The sequence below is a fragment of the Alcanivorax sp. genome, assembly GCF_040119285.1.
Classification (GTDB): domain Bacteria; phylum Pseudomonadota; class Gammaproteobacteria; order Pseudomonadales; family Alcanivoracaceae; genus Alcanivorax.
In genome coordinates, this window is the sequence record NZ_JBEDTY010000034.1 from 76,983 (window position 1) to 95,981 (window position 18,999).

At 54.7% G+C, this 18,999-nt stretch carries 18 protein-coding genes; 10 read left to right on the forward strand and 8 right to left on the reverse strand.

All coding sequences use genetic code 11. The features are described 5' to 3' along the window. Positions 1–49: 49 nt before the first annotated feature. The 4 genes from ABNH10_RS12810 to ABNH10_RS12825 all read right to left on the reverse strand — a co-directional run bounded on the left by ABNH10_RS12810 (position 50) and on the right by ABNH10_RS12825 (position 3,360). Positions 50–742 carry a DUF6901 family protein gene (locus tag ABNH10_RS12810; protein WP_349386303.1) on the reverse strand — a complete coding sequence of 231 codons (693 nt, stop codon included), beginning with the start codon at positions 740–742 and terminating at the stop codon, positions 50–52. Next, a complete protein-coding gene (locus ABNH10_RS12815; protein WP_349386304.1) occupies positions 732–2,183 on the reverse strand; it encodes a PAS domain-containing sensor histidine kinase in 1,452 nt (483 codons plus the stop codon). Before ABNH10_RS12815 ends, ABNH10_RS12810 begins: the two co-directional genes overlap by 11 nt. A gap of 39 nt (positions 2,184–2,222) precedes the next feature. After that, positions 2,223–2,690, reverse strand: coding sequence for a response regulator (locus tag ABNH10_RS12820; RefSeq protein WP_349386305.1), 468 nt, complete (start codon positions 2,688–2,690; stop codon positions 2,223–2,225). Positions 2,691–2,934: 244 nt separating this feature from the next. Further along, positions 2,935–3,360 (reverse strand): PaaI family thioesterase, encoded by a 426-nt coding sequence (locus ABNH10_RS12825; RefSeq protein WP_349386306.1) that lies wholly within the window; start codon positions 3,358–3,360, stop codon positions 2,935–2,937. A 157-nt stretch (positions 3,361–3,517) separates the two neighbouring features. Between ABNH10_RS12825 and ABNH10_RS12830 the strand changes: the two genes are divergently transcribed. The 5 genes from ABNH10_RS12830 to ABNH10_RS12850 all read left to right on the forward strand — a co-directional run bounded on the left by ABNH10_RS12830 (position 3,518) and on the right by ABNH10_RS12850 (position 9,937). After that, a complete protein-coding gene (locus tag ABNH10_RS12830) occupies positions 3,518–3,781 on the forward strand; it encodes a hypothetical protein (protein WP_349386307.1) in 264 nt (87 codons plus the stop codon). Positions 3,782–4,872: 1,091 nt separating this feature from the next. Further along, positions 4,873–6,099: a carboxylate--amine ligase gene (locus ABNH10_RS12835; protein ID WP_349386308.1), complete on the forward strand. Its 1,227-nt coding sequence runs from the start codon at positions 4,873–4,875 to the stop codon at positions 6,097–6,099. A 57-nt stretch (positions 6,100–6,156) separates the two neighbouring features. Continuing rightward, positions 6,157–8,187, forward strand: coding sequence for a hypothetical protein (locus tag ABNH10_RS12840; protein ID WP_349386309.1), 2,031 nt, complete (start codon positions 6,157–6,159; stop codon positions 8,185–8,187). A gap of 794 nt (positions 8,188–8,981) precedes the next feature. Next, complete coding sequence (locus tag ABNH10_RS12845) at positions 8,982–9,398, forward strand: tetratricopeptide repeat protein (RefSeq protein ID WP_349386310.1); 417 nt, start codon at positions 8,982–8,984, stop codon at positions 9,396–9,398. 212 nt (positions 9,399–9,610) lie between these two features. Further along, positions 9,611–9,937: a hypothetical protein gene (locus tag ABNH10_RS12850; protein ID WP_349386311.1), complete on the forward strand. Its 327-nt coding sequence runs from the start codon at positions 9,611–9,613 to the stop codon at positions 9,935–9,937. A gap of 18 nt (positions 9,938–9,955) precedes the next feature. Here the strand turns inward: ABNH10_RS12850 and ABNH10_RS12855 are convergent, their stop codons facing one another. Both ABNH10_RS12855 and ABNH10_RS12860 read right to left on the reverse strand, forming a co-directional pair. Then, entirely contained in the window at positions 9,956–10,321 is a 366-nt protein-coding gene (locus ABNH10_RS12855) for a DUF6164 family protein (protein WP_349386312.1), read from the reverse strand. 366 nt (positions 10,322–10,687) lie between these two features. Beyond that, positions 10,688–12,649 (reverse strand): hypothetical protein, encoded by a 1,962-nt coding sequence (locus tag ABNH10_RS12860; protein WP_349386313.1) that lies wholly within the window; start codon positions 12,647–12,649, stop codon positions 10,688–10,690. Between the two features lie 409 nt (positions 12,650–13,058). Here ABNH10_RS12860 and ABNH10_RS12865 point away from each other — a divergent pair, with 409 nt between their 5' ends. Next, a complete protein-coding gene (locus tag ABNH10_RS12865; RefSeq protein ID WP_349386314.1) occupies positions 13,059–13,319 on the forward strand; it encodes a hypothetical protein in 261 nt (86 codons plus the stop codon). 117 nt (positions 13,320–13,436) lie between these two features. Here ABNH10_RS12865 and ABNH10_RS12870 read toward each other — a convergent pair whose 3' ends face one another. Further along, the gene (locus ABNH10_RS12870) at positions 13,437–13,937 is read right to left on the reverse strand and encodes a lactoylglutathione lyase family protein (protein WP_349386315.1); all 501 of its coding nucleotides are present in this window, start codon (positions 13,935–13,937) and stop codon (positions 13,437–13,439) included. Positions 13,938–14,049: 112 nt separating this feature from the next. Here ABNH10_RS12870 and ABNH10_RS12875 point away from each other — a divergent pair, with 112 nt between their 5' ends. The 4 genes from ABNH10_RS12875 to yghU all read left to right on the forward strand — a co-directional run bounded on the left by ABNH10_RS12875 (position 14,050) and on the right by yghU (position 17,193). Then, positions 14,050–14,940, forward strand: coding sequence for a LysR family transcriptional regulator (locus ABNH10_RS12875; RefSeq protein ID WP_349386316.1), 891 nt, complete (start codon positions 14,050–14,052; stop codon positions 14,938–14,940). A gap of 99 nt (positions 14,941–15,039) precedes the next feature. Continuing rightward, on the forward strand, positions 15,040–15,993 hold the full coding sequence (locus tag ABNH10_RS12880) for an MBL fold metallo-hydrolase (protein ID WP_349386317.1): 954 nt from the start codon (positions 15,040–15,042) through the stop codon (positions 15,991–15,993). A 57-nt stretch (positions 15,994–16,050) separates the two neighbouring features. Next, on the forward strand, positions 16,051–16,245 hold the full coding sequence (locus ABNH10_RS12885; protein WP_349386318.1) for a hypothetical protein: 195 nt from the start codon (positions 16,051–16,053) through the stop codon (positions 16,243–16,245). Between the two features lie 81 nt (positions 16,246–16,326). Next, entirely contained in the window at positions 16,327–17,193 is an 867-nt protein-coding gene (yghU, locus tag ABNH10_RS12890) for a glutathione-dependent disulfide-bond oxidoreductase (protein ID WP_349386319.1), read from the forward strand. A gap of 134 nt (positions 17,194–17,327) precedes the next feature. Here yghU and ABNH10_RS12895 read toward each other — a convergent pair whose 3' ends face one another. Beyond that, complete coding sequence (locus ABNH10_RS12895) at positions 17,328–18,782, reverse strand: protein adenylyltransferase SelO (protein WP_349386320.1); 1,455 nt, start codon at positions 18,780–18,782, stop codon at positions 17,328–17,330. Positions 18,783–18,999: the final 217 nt, after the last annotated feature.

Consider the following 18,999-nt stretch of genomic DNA (forward strand, 5'->3'; position numbering starts at 1 on the left):
CCGATCTACATGGCGTCGTTGCAAGAGTTTAGGACACCACTGGGAATGGCTAATCCTTGTTGTCACCAAAAAGCCCGGCCAGACTTTCTAGTTCCTCTTCTAGGTTCCAGTGCATTTCCCGTGCGGTGACATGCAGCAACACCAGTGCATTTATCGGCGCGTCGGATTCCCCAAGTTGGCGTAGCCTGCCGGTAAAGCAGCGATTCAGTTCATTGAGTGCGCGGTAATGGGCGTTCAGTCCATCCAGAGAGACCGCCTGATCAGGTTGCTGGCGGTTACGAATATAGCGGTGCAACAGATACAGGCTGGCGCTGCGCACCAGCGTTTCTGTATCGCTACTCAATGGAAGATGAAAGTGGGCCATGGGCCGCAGAAAGCGCGTGTGCGGGCAATCGCTCAGCGCGCAGATCAGGCCGAACAGGGAACTGAGCGCCCGCTGCAAAGTAGTGTCTTGTTGGTAGCGTCGTTGTGGCGTTTCCACGTCCAGATTCACCGCTTGGAATGAATCCCCCAATGCGGAATTCGGTAACAGGTAGGCCAGATTGAGGGCGATGGGGCAGTAGCGATGTTCGCGGGGGTCCAATGGGCAGTGGCTGCATTGGTGGTAGCTCAATGCGGCCCAGCCCGGAGGCGTAAACGTGTCTGGGATGGCCACAGCACCAAGCTGTTCAACCAGAGAAATGGGGATGCGTTGCTGCACCCCGGCCGGCGTGGTGAGGGTGTAGACGAAATCAGGCAGCATCGGCCCGGTCAGTCTGTTTTAACGGCAACCGGATGGTAAAAATAGTTCCTTCACCGGGTTGGCTTGTTACGGTCATGGTACCGCCGTGATGCTGAATGATGTCGTGGGAAATGGACAGCCCAAGCCCGGTGCCCTGGCCGATGGGTTTGGTGGTGAAGAAGGGTTCGAATATTTGCTGCAAGGATTCATTCGCAATGCCCGGCCCGTCGTCGGCAATGGTCAGGGTGCACCATCGTTCATCGCACTGGGCCGCAATGGCAATTTTTCCTTTGTCTTCGATGGCCTGGGCTGCGTTAACGAACAGATTCATAAACACCTGCGACAGTTGGCTGGCTGAGCCGATAATCGGGGGGAGGGAATCGGGCAGGGTGTGCGTAACCGTAATCCGGTTTTTTAGTTCATGTTTGGCCAAGTTTAGTGAAATGGCCAAACAGGAGGCAATATCGGTGGGGGAGAAAGCTTCTGGCTGGTTATGAGAGAAGTGTTTCAAGTCGAGGATAATTTTTTTAATTCGCTCAATTCCCTCATCGGTTTCATCTAGGAGAGCGGGGTAATCCTCCATCATGAAGTCCAGCTTTTTTGTGTTTACCTTTAGACTTTCTTCAGTATCCAGAAATTGCTGGAATTTGTCTTCGCTGATGCGTTTTTTAAGCCCTTGAATAACGCTTGCCATGGAGTTGAGGTAATCCCGGCTGCGATTTAAATTGGAAGAAACATAGGCAATGGGGTTGTTGATCTCGTGGGCAATGCCGGCAGAAATTGTTCCGAGTGAGGCCATTTTCTCTGAATGCAGCAGCAGTGATTCCACCTGATCCAACTTCTGATTCTTGTCCTTCACTTCTTGCATCAGCTGATTGTTTTCAGCCTTGATGTCGGTAATATCGGTGCCGAAATAAATGTAGCCGTTGTCTTCATCGGAAATATAGGAAAGCGGGAAAAGGAACATGTTCATCCAGTAGCGGCTGCCATCTGCGTGGCGGTTGCAGACCTCACCGTTCCACACTCCAGATAGCGCTTGGTTGCACTGCATAACCGGCAGTGAATCGTCGTCTGGGTGGTTGAATCCCTCGTTTTGACTGATTAATTGTGAAAAGGAGTAGCCACTCAGGGCGAGAAACTTGCCGTTGGCAAAAGTGATCGTGCCGTGGCGGTCGGTCGTCAGCACACAGTATTCGTCGATAATGCGCGCCAGCGGGCCGAGCATGGTCTTATTGAGTTTGTATTCGTCGGCATTTACCTCGATCAGATGCATCTTGCGGCCAAAAGGATTATCCGTCAGCGATGAGAATTCAGCCAGTTTGGCTTCCACGTTGATGGAGGTGCGGTAGGTTTTATACAAAAAGAAAATAATGATCAGTAGTATGACTGTAGAGGACACCAAGAATAAACCCTGAGCTTCCATGCCAAATCCAATCTCCGTGTTATCCAGCAAGCTGTTCATGCGACGCGCCGTTGTATGTTATTTGAAGAACTAAAGGCATTAGCCCTCGTAACCCATGCTGCGCAAGGTGGCTTTTTGTTCCCGAACGGTTTCCGCGAGAATGCGGTTTTCCAGAAGAATGTCACGGAATTTCAACCCTTCGCGGATATTGTCGAGAAGCTGGTCGTCATCCCAGGGTTTGGGAATAAAACGGAATGCACCGGCCTTGTTGATGGCTGACATGACCGTCTCGATATCGATCACGCCGGTGAGCACAATGCGAATAGTATCCGGTTGCAGCTCGCGCAGCTCCTGAAGAAGCTCCAAGCCGTTCAGTTCCGGCATCATATAGTCGGTGATCACTGCATCGAATACTGTGGTTCGCGCTCGGCGCAGGGCTTCGTGCGGGTCCTGATAGGTTTCCACATCCCAGTCGGTGTAGGTGTTGATTGTGCGTTTCAAGGCTTTGAGGATGTACTCCTCATCGTCCACGACCATGACTTGATACATGATGAATCCCTCATTCACGGCGTGCTACTACGCTGGCGTCCTGCCCGCGGCTGTATGCGTCCAACAACATTGCCCCAACCCTTTGCGGACAAAGGGTTGGACCGGAGTATCAGTATTTACAATACGCGCCGCTATGAGAGCTGACAATTGACGCTGCAGGCTAGAGAGGGCCGGTCATGCGGTCCGTTTTGCCGTTTGTCTGCCGGGTTTAAGTAATCGCTAAAAACAAGGGTGAAAGCGTCATGGAAGGGGCGAGAAAGAACTATGCTATCTGGATAATGGCCTTGGTCACCGAGCCGGTGGCGATCAGCCGTTCCTGTTGCTCAGCATTGACCGCGTAGGCCTCCGCACGCATGGCCGCCAGTGTCCGACCCAGCCGGTCAACGTGGGCGCGGATGATAACTCGCTCACCTTTGCTGGCGGCACGCAGTACGCTGCTATGGGTTTCGATGGTTACCGCGTGCTGCTCGGGTGGCAGTTTGGAGATGACGGCAAAGAAACAGGCCACATCCATCAAGGCGTAAACGATGCCACCATGCAGCGCCCCCTGGGGGTTAGTGGTGAAATCATTCACCGGAAAGCGCACTTCGCTGCGACCGTCGGCGGCGCTAATCAGTTCCAGCTCGCAAGCCTGATGCAGTGGGTGGGCCAGTACATCGTCTTTCATCTGGTTAAGGTTGTGGCTCATGGTTATTCCTCTCAGATCGCTTTTATGCGTGGCTACTATACGGCCTTAACCGGGAAAACGGCATGGCCTGACTGTTCAGCCACAGCCAAGGAGCTGCCTTGGCGTCGGCCTATGGGTATCGCGAGATTGCGACGCCTTTCTGGTTGACGGGCATTCCATGAAAGCACTGGCCTACGCATGGTTTTTTATTATCAGTACCCATGTACTGGGGCGGGGTGCTGTGGATTATGAGCATGATGATCGGGTGTCTATGGAACCGATTCAGCAGGATTTGGCCGCGCCGCTGTGCTGGATCAGGGCGGTAATCATTGCTGCCAGTGTCAGGGTGTTAGGGCCCCACCCGATGGTAAGTCATTGCGTCTGGCGCCGCCCTCTGCGGGGAAGGGCATTGCGCTCCATAACCCTTCCCGCCCTCCAATAGCCTGATTGTTCCTCCGTTTTTTGCTGCGCGGTGCTGGGTGCACGAGGTGTCATTGCTTCTGCAGTGACGTTGTGAGCCACCAGCAACGCTCTATGGGAGGCCACAGGCCTGTGCGCATAGTCACATTGTTACTGGACGCGTGTGCGTATACGAACGTCACGACCGATAGCGTTAACGCACTGTGTAGTGGTCTACTGAAAACGGAAAGGTTTTGTCTTAAAGGAAAAAATTTATCGGTAAAGAAAATATTGATGAGTGTTCTTGTGAGGGTAAGGTATTTTACAAATACATAGCGTTGGATGAAGAGCACTACCGAACACTAACGGTAAGTAGCAGGCTGAACTTTGGCGGCTATGCTAAGCGTTAAATATAATTTCTAAACCCGTTTTTTCCACACAACCTGGTTCTACTCACTGATCTACACCAATGAATATGCCTTTCCTGGCGGGACTCATATTTCTTATCTTCGAAATCTACTTGGTTGGCCGTGCGCTGGGCGACTTTAAAAAAGCCACGATAAGCCTCGAGTGTCCAGATGTTGGGGGCCGGTTAACGGACCTTCAACTTTGGAATAAACATAATATTGATCGGGAAAGGCACGACTCGGAAAAGTTCATCGTTGGCTATGAGTTTGAACTCAAGGGTGGCCAGTAAAGGGGGCATCAGCAGTATTCTATCAGTGATTGTATTCCCGGTGTTTAAGGCGAGCTGTCGGTTTGGTGATTGGGATGTTGGTTTTTCTGGACATGATTGTATAAATTAATACTGCAGGTCAGGAGTATGAATTCACCCGTACCAAAAAGTTTTTCCTTTTTTTAATTTTTCGATTACATTTAAGGATGCCCGATTCTGCCCCCTTCTCTTTTGTGCGGTTTTACTGCTGCCGATTTTCATCCGAAACCGCCACCATGGCTGTGCCTGCGGGGTTGTTTGTCTCCGTGTGATATCACATTTTACCACCCCGAATGGCCTTTCAATGAAGCCCTTGTTGCCCGCTATTATCTGACAAAATCAGCGGCTTAGCGGTTGTGAAAGAGGGTGATGCGTGTAGGGTGAGGGACCAATGCCAATTTTTCGACAGGAGGCGCTCAATGAAAAAAGATCCCAACAAAGGCTATATTGCCTTACTAGGATGGAGTTTGAACGCGGTCGAGGCGGCGGAGAAGTTTGATCGTCGTTATGTTGTGGTCGCTCCGGACTGGGCAGAAACCTATTGCCAAGAGCATGATATCCCCTACGTGCCTTGGAATTTCGAACGCTTGAATGATCGCTCCATGGAGATTGCTCAGACCCTGAAAGACATGGGTGTGGATGTGTCGGTACCGCTGTATGAAGAAACAGTGGAGTGGGCTGGCGCGATTAATTCGGTGCTGCTGGATAACCCCCGTTTGTTGGGCCAGGCCATGCTGATGCGGGATAAATCCCTGATGAAGCGTCGTGCACAGCTTGGCGGTATCCGGGTAGGTATCTTTGAGGAAGCCCATGACCGGGAGGATGTGATCCGGTTTCTAAAGCGGGTTAACCAGACCTTGCTCAAGCTGGATGGCGACCCTAATGACCCGATCCACTTAAAGGCCTTTGATAAGGCCGGTTGTCTTGGCCACCGAGTGATTCGTACCCCGGATGATGTGGATGGTATTCCCGATGAAGAGTTCCCGTCGTTGATGGAGTCGCATCTGGACGGTTGGGAGTTTGCCGTGGAAGCGTGGATCCACGATGGCAAAATTTGTTTTCTTAACCTGTCCGAGTATGTGACTCTGGGGTACTCAGTATATGTCCCCGCGTCGCCGGATCTGGAGAGGTATCGACCGCAAATTACCCAGCAGATCGAGAAACTGATCAAGACCTTTGATATCGAGTTTGGCATGATTCATCCGGAGTACTTTGTCACCAGCGATGGCGAGATGTACTTTGGTGAAGTGGCTTATCGTCCACCGGGCTTCAAGGTGTTCGAGTTGCTGGAACGAGTCTATGAGGGTTTCAATGCCTATCAGGCCTCGATGCTGGTGTTCGACCCCAAGGCCACCCCAGAGGAAGTGAAGGCTTACTTCCCGAAAGAGGTGGTGGACGCCAATGGGCATGCCGGTTGTTTCGGGGTGTACCCGCGGAGACGAGTGGTCAGTCAGTTGGAAATTCCGGAAGAGACCGAAGATCATCCCTACTTCGAGTCCCATGAGCTGACAGCCCCCATGGAAGAGGTGGTCACCAAACGTACCGCTTTTGGTACCCATTGGGGGCTGATTTACTTCAAGGGTGACGATCCGAAAGAGATGCACCGGTTGTTGAAGCGGCAGGAAGAGCTGGATTTTTATGTGTGAATACGCTGTCACCATGGGGCCCGCCGGGCCTCTACGGATTCATTAAGGAACTGCCCTGTGTCTACGACTCATTCAGAGACGCCAAAGTCTAACAATCTGTCTCTGTTACTCGGCCGGCTGGATGAGGCCATCACCCAACTGGCAGAAGCTCCCTCCTTTACCCGGCCAGCCAAGGTGCCACGGGTACTGGATACGGCCCGACGGGTAATGATGCAGGAGGGGGGGTGTGCGGCTCTTGGCGAACGCATTGAAACGCTGGAAGCGGCCGGAGTGTTCGCCGGGACGGATTGGTCAGAGCCACACATTCTGGTTCCCGGCTTCACTACTCAGTCTCTGCAAAGTGCGCAGGCTGAGCTGGTGGTGATAGAGGCTCTGAGCGAGCTGCGCATGTTGGCGGTGGCCTGTGGTGATTACCGTCACAACCTGATTTCCGCCGAGCAGGCCCACCATTTTCTCACCCAAGTGCTGGCCCTCAATCTGGCCATGCTGTTTTCGCCGCCGTCCGAGGCTCAGCGTGAAACCCAGGGGCGTTTGGCGGCGCTGCCGCAGAATCTGTTGCAGCATTTGGCCGAACGTATTGGCTACGAGCATATCGTTGACAAGCTGATTGAAGAGATCTGGCGGATTCTCAATCAGCGCCCCATCCAAACCGAACCCGTCAAGCAAATGGTCACGCAGATCGCCATTTGCCAAATCAATCCGGATATTGATCTGGGCAGTAGCGGGCAAGGGGCGGACCGTTTGGTGAGCAGCCTGTTCGGCCCGACCCGCGCCTGTCGAGAAGATCCAGGTGTGGAGATTTATCGGGAGCGGTTGGCCAGCATGGATAGCACGGCTTTGCAGGGCGAGGCCACCGGGTTTGCTCGGGCCATGCACGACACTGGCTTGGTATCGCCGTATCACCCGGTGTTGCTGCGCCATTTGCTGGATAAAGGTGACCACTTGGTGGCTGAGGCCATGGGGTTGTCCTCCACGGGTCGTGATTGCCTGCTGTGTTACCGGCAGCTGGTGCAGGCGTTGATTGAGGCGGCGGTGCATCCGCAAACCGCCCAGGCTATCTATGGTTTGGCACTGGTGCTGGAGCGGGGCATCCTCTACCAGGCGCCAGTGGCGCCAGCCCTGTGGCGGCAACTGGGGTTGGTTTTGTCGGACTGGTCCTGCCAGCGCCTGGCTTTGGCGTTCGGGGGCCAAGCGACGCCGCAGGCACACTTGATCGAAGGCGTGCTGTGCATGTTGGGGCAGCCTCTGGGGGTGGGGCAGGGCAATAATCCCACCTGCCAGTCTGCTCGTGCTTTGTCCATGTGGGCGTACAACGATCCGGATTATCTGCTGCAAATGGTGACTTGGGCTGCCCGCGATGATGAAATCGTCATGCATTTCGAGGGCCAGCCGATTTCTTCCAGCGAAAGCGTCGGGGGTGTAGCCAGCAGCTTGCCCATGGACCTGGATCCGGTGTCTCTGCTGGTGGTGCCCCACTTGGACAGGATTTACGCAGAGATGGGGCGTCGTTGTATTGGTCGTGACGGTGACCCTCACCGTTGGGTGAACCCGGAGTTCCATGGCTGGTGGTCCGGTCGCGGTTTTCGCATCAACGTGGATGTGAAAACCGGCAAGCTGTGGGAGCTGGACGATTTTTTGCGTCATTTCTATGCGGCTTACCACCCCTACTACAACGGTAATCAGCCGTTGATACATCCTCAGCCTGGGGGGATTGCCGTCACCGACAGCGCCGCGCGATTTGTTGGCTGGCATGCCATTAGTATTCTGCGGGTAGTACTCGACCCGGAGGATGCCATGCGCGTGTATTTCTATAACCCCAACAACGACAGCGGTCAGGATTGGGGAGATGGCGTGGTGGTCAGTACTGCCGGCCACGGGGAGCGCTTTGGTGAGGCGTCACTGCCGTTTGAGCAGTTCGCTTCGCGGTTGTATATCTTCCATTTTGATCCGCTGGAGCAGGGCGAATTGGCCGAAGTCAGCCAGCAGCAATTGGATGAAGTTAGCGGTTATCTGCAGCGTAGCTGGGGGGCAGACCGTTTGCCAGAGGGCGGATTGCAGGCCAGCGAAGGATCGCCGGGGCCAGGTTGATCATGGCCTGGCTGTCCTGCGACAAGGGCCGTCCCTGCTCTTTCATCTTTTATAATGAGATAGTCATCAATTGTTTTCTGGGGTGTTAATGCCAAGGGTATTCTTTTTTTCTTCGATGTAGCCGTTAACGATAGCATAAAGCGTTCTCGTCATTTTTTCGCACAGGAAACCTGCACGTGTGATGGTGTTGGAACGGTCGAAGAGGATGAGGAGAGATTCATAGACTTTCTTATGGGTTTGCTCATTAAGCGGAGCAATGTAAAACAAAAAGGAGGCTATTGTTGCGGCTTATAGCGGTGGTGATTATTAGCTGAAAGAGGTCGGGGATTGTGTTCATCTGCATTATTCGATGGACAGTAATATCATAAAATAAAGGCCTGTCCCCTCCGCATACTTCGCAGAGCACTAACGGATATCAAGCGCCGGGGGCGCGAGAAAATCCTGCCGCATGAAAAATCCGGACCACGGTACAAGGTCACTTGGTCACTTGGTCACTACATGTTGGTCGCCACGCAGAAGCGGGTTTCTTTTGCTGGTAGTAAAGCTCAGAAGATCATCCCTTGGTCTCGCCTCTGGATCTTTCTGGCATTCCTGCGCTCGTTATTGCGCTCCTTTGGATGGTCATATCTCGCCGCCCCCCCCCTTGAGAGGAGGTCTCCTACATCGCGCTTTCTCTGTCCTAAATGGGGCATGGATTGCGAGCCAGTCTGAGAGATTGAGTATGAGTGTTTTTCAACAGCCTGCTTGGCAGCGAGCGGGCGAGACCGTGTTCATTGATCTGTGGTGGAGCAACAATGATTAGTACCAAGATACACAAGTCCGTTTATGGTTTGGCAGAGAAGCTGATGGAAGCGGACAGAAAAGGTAATAGAGATGAGTTCGATACACTCTATGGCCAGCTAAAGACGGTTTGTAGCGAAAACGAAAAAACCGACAAAGACCACCCGGAGCAATGGGAGACATTGGCGGACTTCACGGAGGACCTGGACGCTGCTCTGGCGCTGTACGGAAAAGCGTTAGATAAAGCCCGGCATATGAATGCCAAGGATTATCTCTCATCAATTGCCTATTCCATGGCCAGATTGCAAATGGAATTAGGTCAAGAAAGTATGGCAATTAAGCACTTGCAGGATGCAAAAGTGAGCGCTAACAAGATTGAAGATAAAGAACTAAAAAGAGAAATTGATGCCTTGTTGGAAAAGCTGCTATAGCGTTTCCATCGGTCTCAGAGGGGGCTGGCCCAAGCAAGATCGTGTATTTTTTATCTTTCTTTTGCGTATTGAGTTTATGGGTTTCTTTTTTTCAGGAAAATTTGAGGTTCAGGCTCTTGCGACTCCTTTGCCTAGCAAACGGCAGATGCATCCTTAATGGAGTGCGTTATCCTTTTTGCTACTGTGCGCGCTTACTTTTCCTGGAGGCGATGATGTCAGAACAATCACTGGAAGCGTTATCCGATATGGTCACCGCGGCTCATACCCGTATCCAACAAACCTATGAGCACATTAATCCGGTGATCGGTGTGCGCCGAGGCATGCGTGATGTGGGGATTCCGGCGGATGCCATGACCATTGATTGCCTGCAGACCCGTGGCCGAATTTTGCTGATTCTGCATGATGAACAGCTTGGCGTATTGCTTTATCAGTTCGCCAATATGGATGCAGAGGCGGGGGATGACTTTCAGCGTATGGGGCTAGCCGAGGTGAGTGCAGAGACGCTGTTTCTGTGGATGGAAGATTACTTTTCCGTTTGAGTAGAGCCTGAGTCTTCGTTATTCCGTTAGCGTAAGGAAAGGTACCAGTGTGACCAGCAACAAGATGGTCACCGCGATTAGCACGCCAAGCGCGCGCCCTGGCTGCTCAAGCAGACGGCGGCCCAGGGTGGGCGCAATGCCGTCGCGTTGGGCCTGCTCGAACTGCTCACGTTGTTGGCGGGTGCGTTCCGCCTGATAGCCCTCCATCAAGGCCTTGGCGCGTTCGCGATCCAGCGGGTTCGTGAGCCAGATACCACCGGAGGAAATCCCCCACAAACTGGGTGTGGTTTCGTAGAACAGGATCTGCTGCTCGTTTAGCAGGGCGCGCACTTCCTCGGCTTCATCGTCCGGTACTTGGCGCAAATTCAGCAATAATGTGGTCATGGGCCCTCGCCGGTCTGGGTGTGATTGTTTCTGTGCTCGTCCCGGTGATTATCACATTTTTTGCCCATTATTTTAGGTTCATCGTGGATTAGTGTGAAAACACCGGTTGAAGTGAAAGACTGGCCATTTATGAAAGCACTTAACATCGTTGAGTTTTGTGGGAAGTGATGCTTGCATCACGAATAGCGCCGGTGGGTTACTGGCTCCTTCACGATGGGAGTATCGCTTCACTCAATAGCGTGGGCGTGCAGAGGTTCCAGAGAGCTATGTAGAAGGCTCGACTACGCGGTTTTCTGCGCGGCGCTTCGAGCACCGGCCCTATTTTGGAAAGGAAGAAAAGCCCGCCCTTGTCAGGGCGGGCGTCATTCAGCTTTTTCCGCCAATGAAATCGCTGTTGTTGCCTTGCAAAATCAGGCTGCCTGTTCTGCCATGACCCTGGACGGCGAAGAGGGTGAATATCTTGTCGTCCCAGCTGGCAATCACTGGATCGCTTTCAGCGGCAGGATGGGAGGGGGTGTTGTGAATATCCCAACTGTTACCGAGTTGTGTCACCAGCTGGATCTTGCTGTCACCATGACGGAAGGCGACCCAAGGCATAGTGCGAGTGGATCGATGTCGGCGACCATAGGTAACGGATGGAGCCCCTTCGGCTGCGCCCGACACTGTTTGCGAGAGAGTGCCGGCGCTCCAGCTGCCCCCCGGACTATTCAGTGTGTAGTCGTGAAGCCTGCCCTGATTGTCACGGACGATCAGGATGCCCGGTTTGCCGGGTTCGGCTGTGGCGGCCAGGTCCTTGGCGTTACTGACTACGCCGTGGTCCTCAGACAAGTTGCGGACTTTCCAGCCCCAGCCCTGCTTGAACCATGCTTCGAAGACCTCGTCGTTGCCGCCGATGTATAGCAGATGCTGGCTTTGCGAAAGGGTGAATGGTGCGGGCGCCTTGGCCTTGGGGCCAGTGCCTTGGGTGGCAGAGGTGAGGCTGCTGCCGTGCCGCCATCCATTCCCTCGCAGGAACCAGAGTTCGGTAAGCGCATTATCGGAGCGAAAGGCAACGTGCTGGGTTTTGTCGTGGCTCCAGGTCCAGGCGCAGGCGGGGCCGCTGGGGGCGTTCTGTCGTGTCAGTTGGGCAATGCCGTCAGAGCGTCGCCATGCCCGTCCGTAGGGGCGCCAAAGTTCAACCAGCCAGCGTCTGTCCCCTTGTTGCATTTCGATGCAAGCGTGTTCGGTGTGATCAACGTTCCAGGTCCACAATACGGGTTTGCGGTCGCCGAGAGAGCCGCCTGACAGGTCCCCCAGATCACCAATGGCTTGCCAGAGGCCGGGGGGGAAGTTCAATCCAAAAATAGAACCGAAGCCGCTAATGCCGGCAAACAAATCGTTCATATTGCGCCAGCGGAAAACGGCCAGGCTGTTGGCCCCTTCGGAATCACGTGCCGCTGCAAGCGGCGGCCGTGATGCTTGTGTCCAGGTGGTGACGGCCGGGGCACTCAGATCGGCCCAGGCTTCCGCCTCAAGCGTGATCCGGTATTTGCCGTCTTCGGACATGGGCGGCTCCAGCAGAGTGGTGCCGGAGTAGTCGGCCTGAACCAGCTCGTCGGCGGTCCAGTTCTGAATAATGCCACCGATCACGTCGTCACGGTTGATGTAGCCAGGCACCTGGTCATCCAGGGCGTCCTTGATATCGTCCACCAGCCCACTGGCGGAGTCACCGCTACCGCTACCTCCACTGCCAGCCGCAGGCGCTCGGTCCAGGTTGGGGATGAGGTCGGCCAGCGCATCGGCCAGCCCGGTCGCCAGTTCGTTGAGGGCTTGCTCGCTGATGGTTTCAGCCACCTTGTCGCGAAAGCTGTTGTAGGCACCGGGGATTTTATCGTCGGGAATCATGTCTTCTTCAAGCAGGACTGCGACCACACCGACTCTTGCCGCACCAGGGGTAAGCGCGTTTTGTCCCAGCAGTACCAGCCCTTCCAGTTCGCACTGCCATTGGCCTAAATCAGCAGGCACCTCCCGGGTATCACCGGCATCCATGTTGCCGCCCAGGTTACCGTGTGCACCACCTGGGGCATGAAACCAGTTGAGAGAATTGGGGGCTTGGTTGATCAGGTTATCAATCAAGCTGTCGGTAAGACTTTCGATGACATTGTCATTGCCGCGTAACAGGGGTATTACCCGATCCTTTACGGCTTCCTTTCCCGCATCACGGGCAAGGAAGGTAAGGGTCTGGCCATCAATCTTGAAATAAAAAGGCCACAGGTAGGGTTCTGCCTTGCCGAAGCTGTCGGCCTCATCGATACAGTGGATTTTTGATAAAGAGAGTTTCGCCAGCATGTTTCCTCCATGAATGTTGTTGAATGGGGTTTTCACCGGTGGCTCAGCAGGAGGGAAAGAACGCATGCAGCTTGACGGTATTGCCATAGTCTTCCATATGGCTGGTACGTCAGAGTGGTTTTCGGTGTGATTGCGAAGCGTCCCTGCTCGCACACGGTAAACATTATGCACAGCCTGGTTAGGCGAGTTGCACCGGAAGAGTGTTGCATCTCCCGCCTTATGGCTGTCAATGGAAAAAGTAAACAGGCTATATAGATGTGGACGGTGTCACATTGTGAGAATCAGAAAAGAGTAGGGCAGACGTTTCCCCGAGGCTGGATGGAATTGCTATGCTGTCGGCTTTCGCCGCGGGCTTGGCTGCGCTGCCTCCGTGTCGGGCATTAAAATCACCACGATAAAGAGCGTTATTATGAACGAAATGGAACAGGCGGAAGACGACTTTGCCCAGAAGGCAATGGTTGAAGCGGTGGAGAATCAAATCGCTGACGGCCACCCCCGTGAGGCCGGTATGGTGATGATGGCGTTGACGAAAAATGGGCTAAACCATGATGAAGCACTGGAAAAAATGGCTGATGTGCTGGCCGTTCATGTAGCCGCAACCATGGAAGACGAAACGCCATTTGATATCAATGCTTACGCCCGCGATTTGCTGCAGCTGGCCAAGGGATAGGGCACGCGAAGTTATGTATGGCAAGCAACGGCGCTGTGGCAAGGGGCGTTTGAGCCCCGGCGCCTCTGGCACTATCGCAGCTGCAATAACCGTGTTTGAGAACAGGCGCCGTGGCGTTTAATTATACGCGCCCGCCGAGTACGTCAGCTCGTAACTGTGGCTGTAGATCTCCAGAATGTTTCCGAATGGGTCCTCCATGTACACCATGCGGTAGGGCTTCTCGCCAGGGAAGTATTCACGCACCTGCATCCGCTGTTTGCCCCCGGCGGCCACAATCCTTTCTGCCAGGCCTTCTACATCCGGATCTTGAACGCAGAAATGAAATACGCCGGTTTTCCAGTATTCGAAATTGTTTTCCGGTTTCTCTGCATTGTTGAATTCAAAAATTTCCACACCGATACGGTCACCCGTGGAAAGGTGGGCAATGCGCAATGATGACCAGCCTTTACCGAACACGTCGGTACACATCTGGCCGATGGCGCTGTCGTCTTCGGTAATGGTGGTGGGCGGCATGATCAGATACCAGCCAAGCACCTCGGTGTAAAAACGCACGGCTGCATCCAGGTCGGTTACAGATAAACCGATGTGGGAAAAATTACGGGGATAGGTCTGGTTCATGGTGTCGTCCTCATGGTGGGTGGCCGGTTACCGTCACGGCATGAGGTAAGCGTAAGGATAGCATGGTATAAGTTAAACAGAGTTTCACTTATTACCTTGATAAGGTTTTCTTATGCTAAGTCCGCAATGGTTGCGTTCTTTTGTGGTGCTGGCGGAGCGGGGAAGCTTCACCCGCACGGCAGACCAGCTGGGGCTGACGCAGGCGGCGGTCAGCCAGCATATTCGGCATCTTGAAGAGACGCTGGGGCCACTGTTGATTCGCAGGCCTCGCCAGATTGAGCTGACGCCGGCAGGTCAGGCACTGCTGGTGTATTGCGCAGACCTGGAGCAGGCAGAAAAGCGGCTAAATTTGCGCTTGGCCGGGGAGGATGATCGGCAGGGTGAAATCAGCCTGATCAGCCCCGGCAGTATTGGTTTGTCTCTGTATCCTTTGCTGCTGGATTTGCAGGCGGCGCATCCCGGTTTCTCGGTGCGCCATCGCTTCGCGCCGGATCAGGATGTTCTTGAAGCGGTGGGAAATAATGACTTTGAGTTAGGGCTAGTGACCATCAAGCCTGACGATCCGCGGCTGGATGCACGTCATTTTGCGCAAGAGCCTCTGGATCTGGTGATCCCGGCCGAGGGCACGGTGGCCTGCTGGGAGGATCTTGAGAAGCTGGGGTTTATTGATCACCCGGATGGCCAGGCGATGGCATCACGGCTGCTGAGCCGGGTCCTTCCGGGAAACCGTGGCATCCGCAGTATTGCCTGCAAGGGATTTGTGAATCAGGTTGGCCTGATTCTGGAGCCGGTGGCGCGGGGTTTTGGCTTCACGGTCATTCCCCGCTATGCCCGCGAAGCCTTTGCCCGGCCTGAGGCGATTCGGGTGGTGGAAATGGGGCCTGGTGTGGTGGATTCATTGTGGCTGATTTATCGCGCGCAATGGCCGCTGTCAGCCCGCTCACGGTTTGTGGCGAGTGAGTTGGCATCCCGTCTAACGGGGGAGGCGCTGGAAGGAGTATAGCGGAGCTACTCTGGGTGATTGCGACCAGGGTCGGTGCAAGAGGCTTGCCAATTCCTCTATAGTCAGGGCTGCCATTGTTTTGCCAGGAGCTGCTTCATCATGCCCTTCCAGCCTTATGCCGACCTCGGCCAGCATATTACCCGTATTGATACCGGCTTGATGCGTGAGGGGTTAGCGGCCTGTTATCTGCTGCAGGGCGGTGATGAGTACGCGATCATCGAGACGGGTACGGATAATACCGTGCCGATTATTCTCGCCCTGCTGGAGCAGCGGGGGATCGAGCGTGAACAGGTCAAGTTTGTGATCCCCACCCATGTGCATCTCGACCATGCCGGTGGCGTGGGAGGGTTGATGCAGGCGTTGCCGGTCGCCACCTTGTTGATTCATCCCCGCGGCGCCCGGCACATGATCGACCCTTCCAAACTGAAAGCGGGGGCCACCGCGGTATACGGTGAAGGCGCCTTTGCCAAAACCTATGGCGATGTCATCCCGGTACAGGCGGACCGGGTGCGCGAGATGAACGAAGGTGACCATGTTCTGGTCGGCGATCGGCGCCTGGATTTTTACGATACCCCGGGTCATGCCCGTCATCATTTCTGTGTTTTTGATTCGCTTTCTTGCGGTATTTTTACCGGTGATACCTTTGGTTTGTCTTACCCGCCGCTGACGACCGAAAAAGGTCCCTTCATTTTGCCCACCACCACCCCGGTGCAATTCGATCCGGAGGCATTGAAAGCGTCGATTCGTAAATTACTGGCATTGAATCCCAAGCGCATGTTCCTCACCCATTATGGCGCCATGGACGAGCCGCAGGCGCCAGCAGAGCGCCTGCTGGCGATGGTGGACGATTACGTGATGTTGGCAAAAAAAGCCGCACCAGGGGGTGAAGCGACTTTATTGCAACGGCTGGAGTCGGCCATGCAGGCTTATATATTCGACAAAGCCCGTGACCATGGTGTGTCGCTATCGGATGAAGCCCTGCAAGATGCGTTGGGGTTTGATATTAATCTCAACAGCCAGGGGCTGATGGTATGGCTTGGGCAGCAAGCGTGAAGGATTAGCGAAGCAAAGCGGGCCAGGCGCATCGAAAATTTTTCAGGGAGAACCAGAATGCTGAGCGTGCGAGCTATGGTGGCGGCGTTGCCTTGCGACCTGTTGCTGGCCCCGCACCCTGGGGCTAGTGGCTGGGATTATGCCAATGGGCCCCGGCCCACATCGGTGGATTATAGTGATTTGCGCAAGCTGCTGAAAAAGCGCAGCAAGAGCAAATTCAGGCCCAGCAAACGGATTGATTCATTCAGCTGAAAAAATGGATCGCATGAGTGCCCTTGTTCACCTGCACGCTGCTGGCCATAGTGGCCGTATTCATTTTCTTCAGGAGCCAACATGTCTGACGATACCTACACCCCGCCGCGGGTTTGGAAATGGGATCAGGAAAGCGGCGGCAAATTCGCCAATATTAATCGTCCTATTGCCGGCCCCACCCACGACCAAGCTCTGCCGGTCGGGGAGCACCCTTTGCAGCTGTATTCGCTAGCCACTCCCAACGGGGTGAAAGTCACTGTGATGCTGGAAGAGTTACTGGAAAAGGGGCATACCGGTGCGCAGTACGATGCTTGGATGATCAAGATTACCGAGGGTGATCAGTTCGGTAGTGGCTTTGTGGGCGTGAATCCAAATTCCAAGATTCCCGCGCTGATGGATCATAGCGCCAATCCGCCCCAGAGGGTGTTTGAGTCCGGCAGTATCCTGCTTTATCTGGCGGAAAAGTTTGGCGCCTTTTTGCCCAAGGAGCCGGCGGCCCGCACCGAAACCCTAAGCTGGCTGTTCTGGCAGATGAGCAGTGGGCCATTATTGGGGGGCGGTTTCGGCCATTTCTATGCCTACGCGCCGGAAAAGTACCAATACCCCATCGACCGCTACACCATGGAGATCAAGCGTCAGCTGGATGTACTGGACCGTCGTCTGGCGGATAACGACTACCTGGCCGGTGATGAATACACCATCGCGGATATGGCGGTGTGGCCCTGGTACGGCGCTCTGGTGACTAACAAAGTGTATGAAGCGGCGGAATTTATCGAGGCTCACACTTACACCAACGTACTGCGCTGGACCAAGCAAATCGCCGAGCGTCCGGCAGTGAAGCGTGGTCGCATGGTGAACCGGGCCTGGGGCGAGCCATCCAGCCAACTGCTTGAGCGTCACGATGCTAGCGATTTCGAGTTGAAAACTCAGGACAAAATGCAGGGCTGATGGTGTTAATCGAACGCTGAATGTCGGATTACGCCTTCCAGGCCAAGGCGACCTACAAGAATTACGCTTCACGCTTCATGTGGGTCGCATCAGGCTCAGCTGTAATCCGACAGGATGTTAAGACGCTGCCTCGTTCAGGTGCCACAAAAAGTCTGTAGGACCTGCTCGCCGGGTGCGGCGGGTTGCCGATAACGGTCATCCCTGTCCTGCTCCGCATAGGGGTTGGCTAGTGCTTGCAGCAAGGCATGGGTCGGTGCCATATCGTTATCGTTGCTGGCCGCCTGGAGGGCTTCCTCCACCAAGTGGTTGCGTGGAATCACCGCCGGATTGTGGTTACGCATCAGGCACAGTGATGATGCCAGTGGTTTGCTGTTGCGGGCCAGCCGCGCCCGCCACCGTTGGTGCCACTGCTGGAACGCTTCGCCTTGGTATTGTTCGCCGTCAGGCAGGCCGTCCTGGATCAGGTCACGGAAAGAATTGGTGTAGTCCGCTTTCTGCGCATGCATCCAGGTGAGCAAATCGGCAATTAGCGAGTCGTCCTCAGCTTCGCTGCCGAATAATCCCAGTTTCTTGTTCATCATGGCGCGCCACTTTTCTTCGTAGCGCTGGCTAAATGACTTTAGCAATGCGGTGGCTTTTTCGATGGCGGTGTCTGTGTCGTCGTCCATCAGGCCGAGCAGCGTTTCCGCAAAGCGGCCCAGGTTCCACTGGGTGATGCTGGGTTGGTTGCCATAGGCATAGCGGCCCTGGCGGTCGATGGAGCTGAAGACTGTGTTGGGGTCAAAACCCTCCATAAAAGCACAGGGGCCAAAATCGATACTCTGGCCGGACAGGGTCACGTTGTCGGTGTTGAGCACACCGTGAATAAAACCCACCCGCATCCAGTCGACCACCAAGTCTATTTGCCGATCCATCACGGCGTCGAACAGAGCCAAGGCTTTATTCTCTACCCCTTCCAGGGAGGGGTAATGGCGCGCGATGGTGTAATCCACCAGTGCTTCCAGCAAGGCAGGGTCTTGTTGTCCGGCGGCGTACTGGAAGGTGCCTACACGAATATGCGATGCCGCCACCCGGGTCAGGATGGCCCCGGGAAGCAGGGTGTCCCGGTGCACTCTGTCGCCGGTGCGGGTGACGGCCAGGCTGCGAGTGGTGGGAATATTCAGGGCGTGGAGCGCTTCGCTGACAATGTATTCGCGCAACATGGGGCCAAGTGCTGCACGGCCATCACCCCCTCGGGAAAAAGGGGTGCGGCCGGCGCCTTTAAGCTGGATGTCATGGCGTTGCCCGTGGCCATCTATCTGCTCGCCCAGCAGGACAGCGCGGCCATCGCCGAGCATGGTCAGGCCGCCAAACTGGTGGCCCGCATAAGCCTGGGCGATGGGTTCACTGCCCGCCAGTAATTCATTGCCACTGAAAAATTCGGGGTGTGTCGACAGGGCTTCGCTATCCAGCCCCAGCTCTCGGGCTAGATTATCGTTGAACAAGACAAAGGCGGGTGTGCTGACCGGTTGCGCGAGGCAATCTGAAAACAGGGCCTCGGGCAGCCGACGGTAGGTGTTGTCGAAACGGAAGCCGAACGCGCTTGGCATGCAATATCCTGAATGGTGGCAGTGAATGTGACTGCTCACAGGGTATCAGAGTCTGTACGGTCGGGAGACCGGGTCGTTCAGGTGTTTATGATTTGAAGGGGCAGCATTGCGAATATCGGTAGAGTTTAGAGCTATGGATTACTGGATATCAGATTAATAGCCAGCCAAGTGCCGGCACTCGGTGATGCGCGATGCTTCAAATAATACGCTAGCCTGC

Coding starts and splice junctions, on each gene's coding strand:
- ABNH10_RS12810 (WP_349386303.1), bottom strand. CDS start 742: ATGCTGCCTGATTTCGTCTACACCCTCACCACGCCGGCCGGGGTGCAG.
- ABNH10_RS12815 (WP_349386304.1), bottom strand. CDS start 2,183: ATGAACAGCTTGCTGGATAACACGGAGATTGGATTTGGCATGGAAGCT.
- ABNH10_RS12825 (WP_349386306.1), bottom strand. CDS start 3,360: ATGAGCCACAACCTTAACCAGATGAAAGACGATGTACTGGCCCACCCA.
- ABNH10_RS12830 (WP_349386307.1), top strand. CDS start 3,518: ATGAAAGCACTGGCCTACGCATGGTTTTTTATTATCAGTACCCATGTA.
- ABNH10_RS12835 (WP_349386308.1), top strand. CDS start 4,873: ATGAAAAAAGATCCCAACAAAGGCTATATTGCCTTACTAGGATGGAGT.
- ABNH10_RS12845 (WP_349386310.1), top strand. CDS start 8,982: ATGATTAGTACCAAGATACACAAGTCCGTTTATGGTTTGGCAGAGAAG.
- ABNH10_RS12850 (WP_349386311.1), top strand. CDS start 9,611: ATGTCAGAACAATCACTGGAAGCGTTATCCGATATGGTCACCGCGGCT.
- ABNH10_RS12855 (WP_349386312.1), bottom strand. CDS start 10,321: ATGACCACATTATTGCTGAATTTGCGCCAAGTACCGGACGATGAAGCC.
- ABNH10_RS12860 (WP_349386313.1), bottom strand. CDS start 12,649: ATGCTGGCGAAACTCTCTTTATCAAAAATCCACTGTATCGATGAGGCC.
- ABNH10_RS12865 (WP_349386314.1), top strand. CDS start 13,059: ATGAACGAAATGGAACAGGCGGAAGACGACTTTGCCCAGAAGGCAATG.
- ABNH10_RS12870 (WP_349386315.1), bottom strand. CDS start 13,937: ATGAACCAGACCTATCCCCGTAATTTTTCCCACATCGGTTTATCTGTA.
- ABNH10_RS12875 (WP_349386316.1), top strand. CDS start 14,050: ATGCTAAGTCCGCAATGGTTGCGTTCTTTTGTGGTGCTGGCGGAGCGG.
- ABNH10_RS12880 (WP_349386317.1), top strand. CDS start 15,040: ATGCCCTTCCAGCCTTATGCCGACCTCGGCCAGCATATTACCCGTATT.
- ABNH10_RS12885 (WP_349386318.1), top strand. CDS start 16,051: ATGCTGAGCGTGCGAGCTATGGTGGCGGCGTTGCCTTGCGACCTGTTG.
- yghU (WP_349386319.1), top strand. CDS start 16,327: ATGTCTGACGATACCTACACCCCGCCGCGGGTTTGGAAATGGGATCAG.
- ABNH10_RS12895 (WP_349386320.1), bottom strand. CDS start 18,782: ATGCCAAGCGCGTTCGGCTTCCGTTTCGACAACACCTACCGTCGGCTG.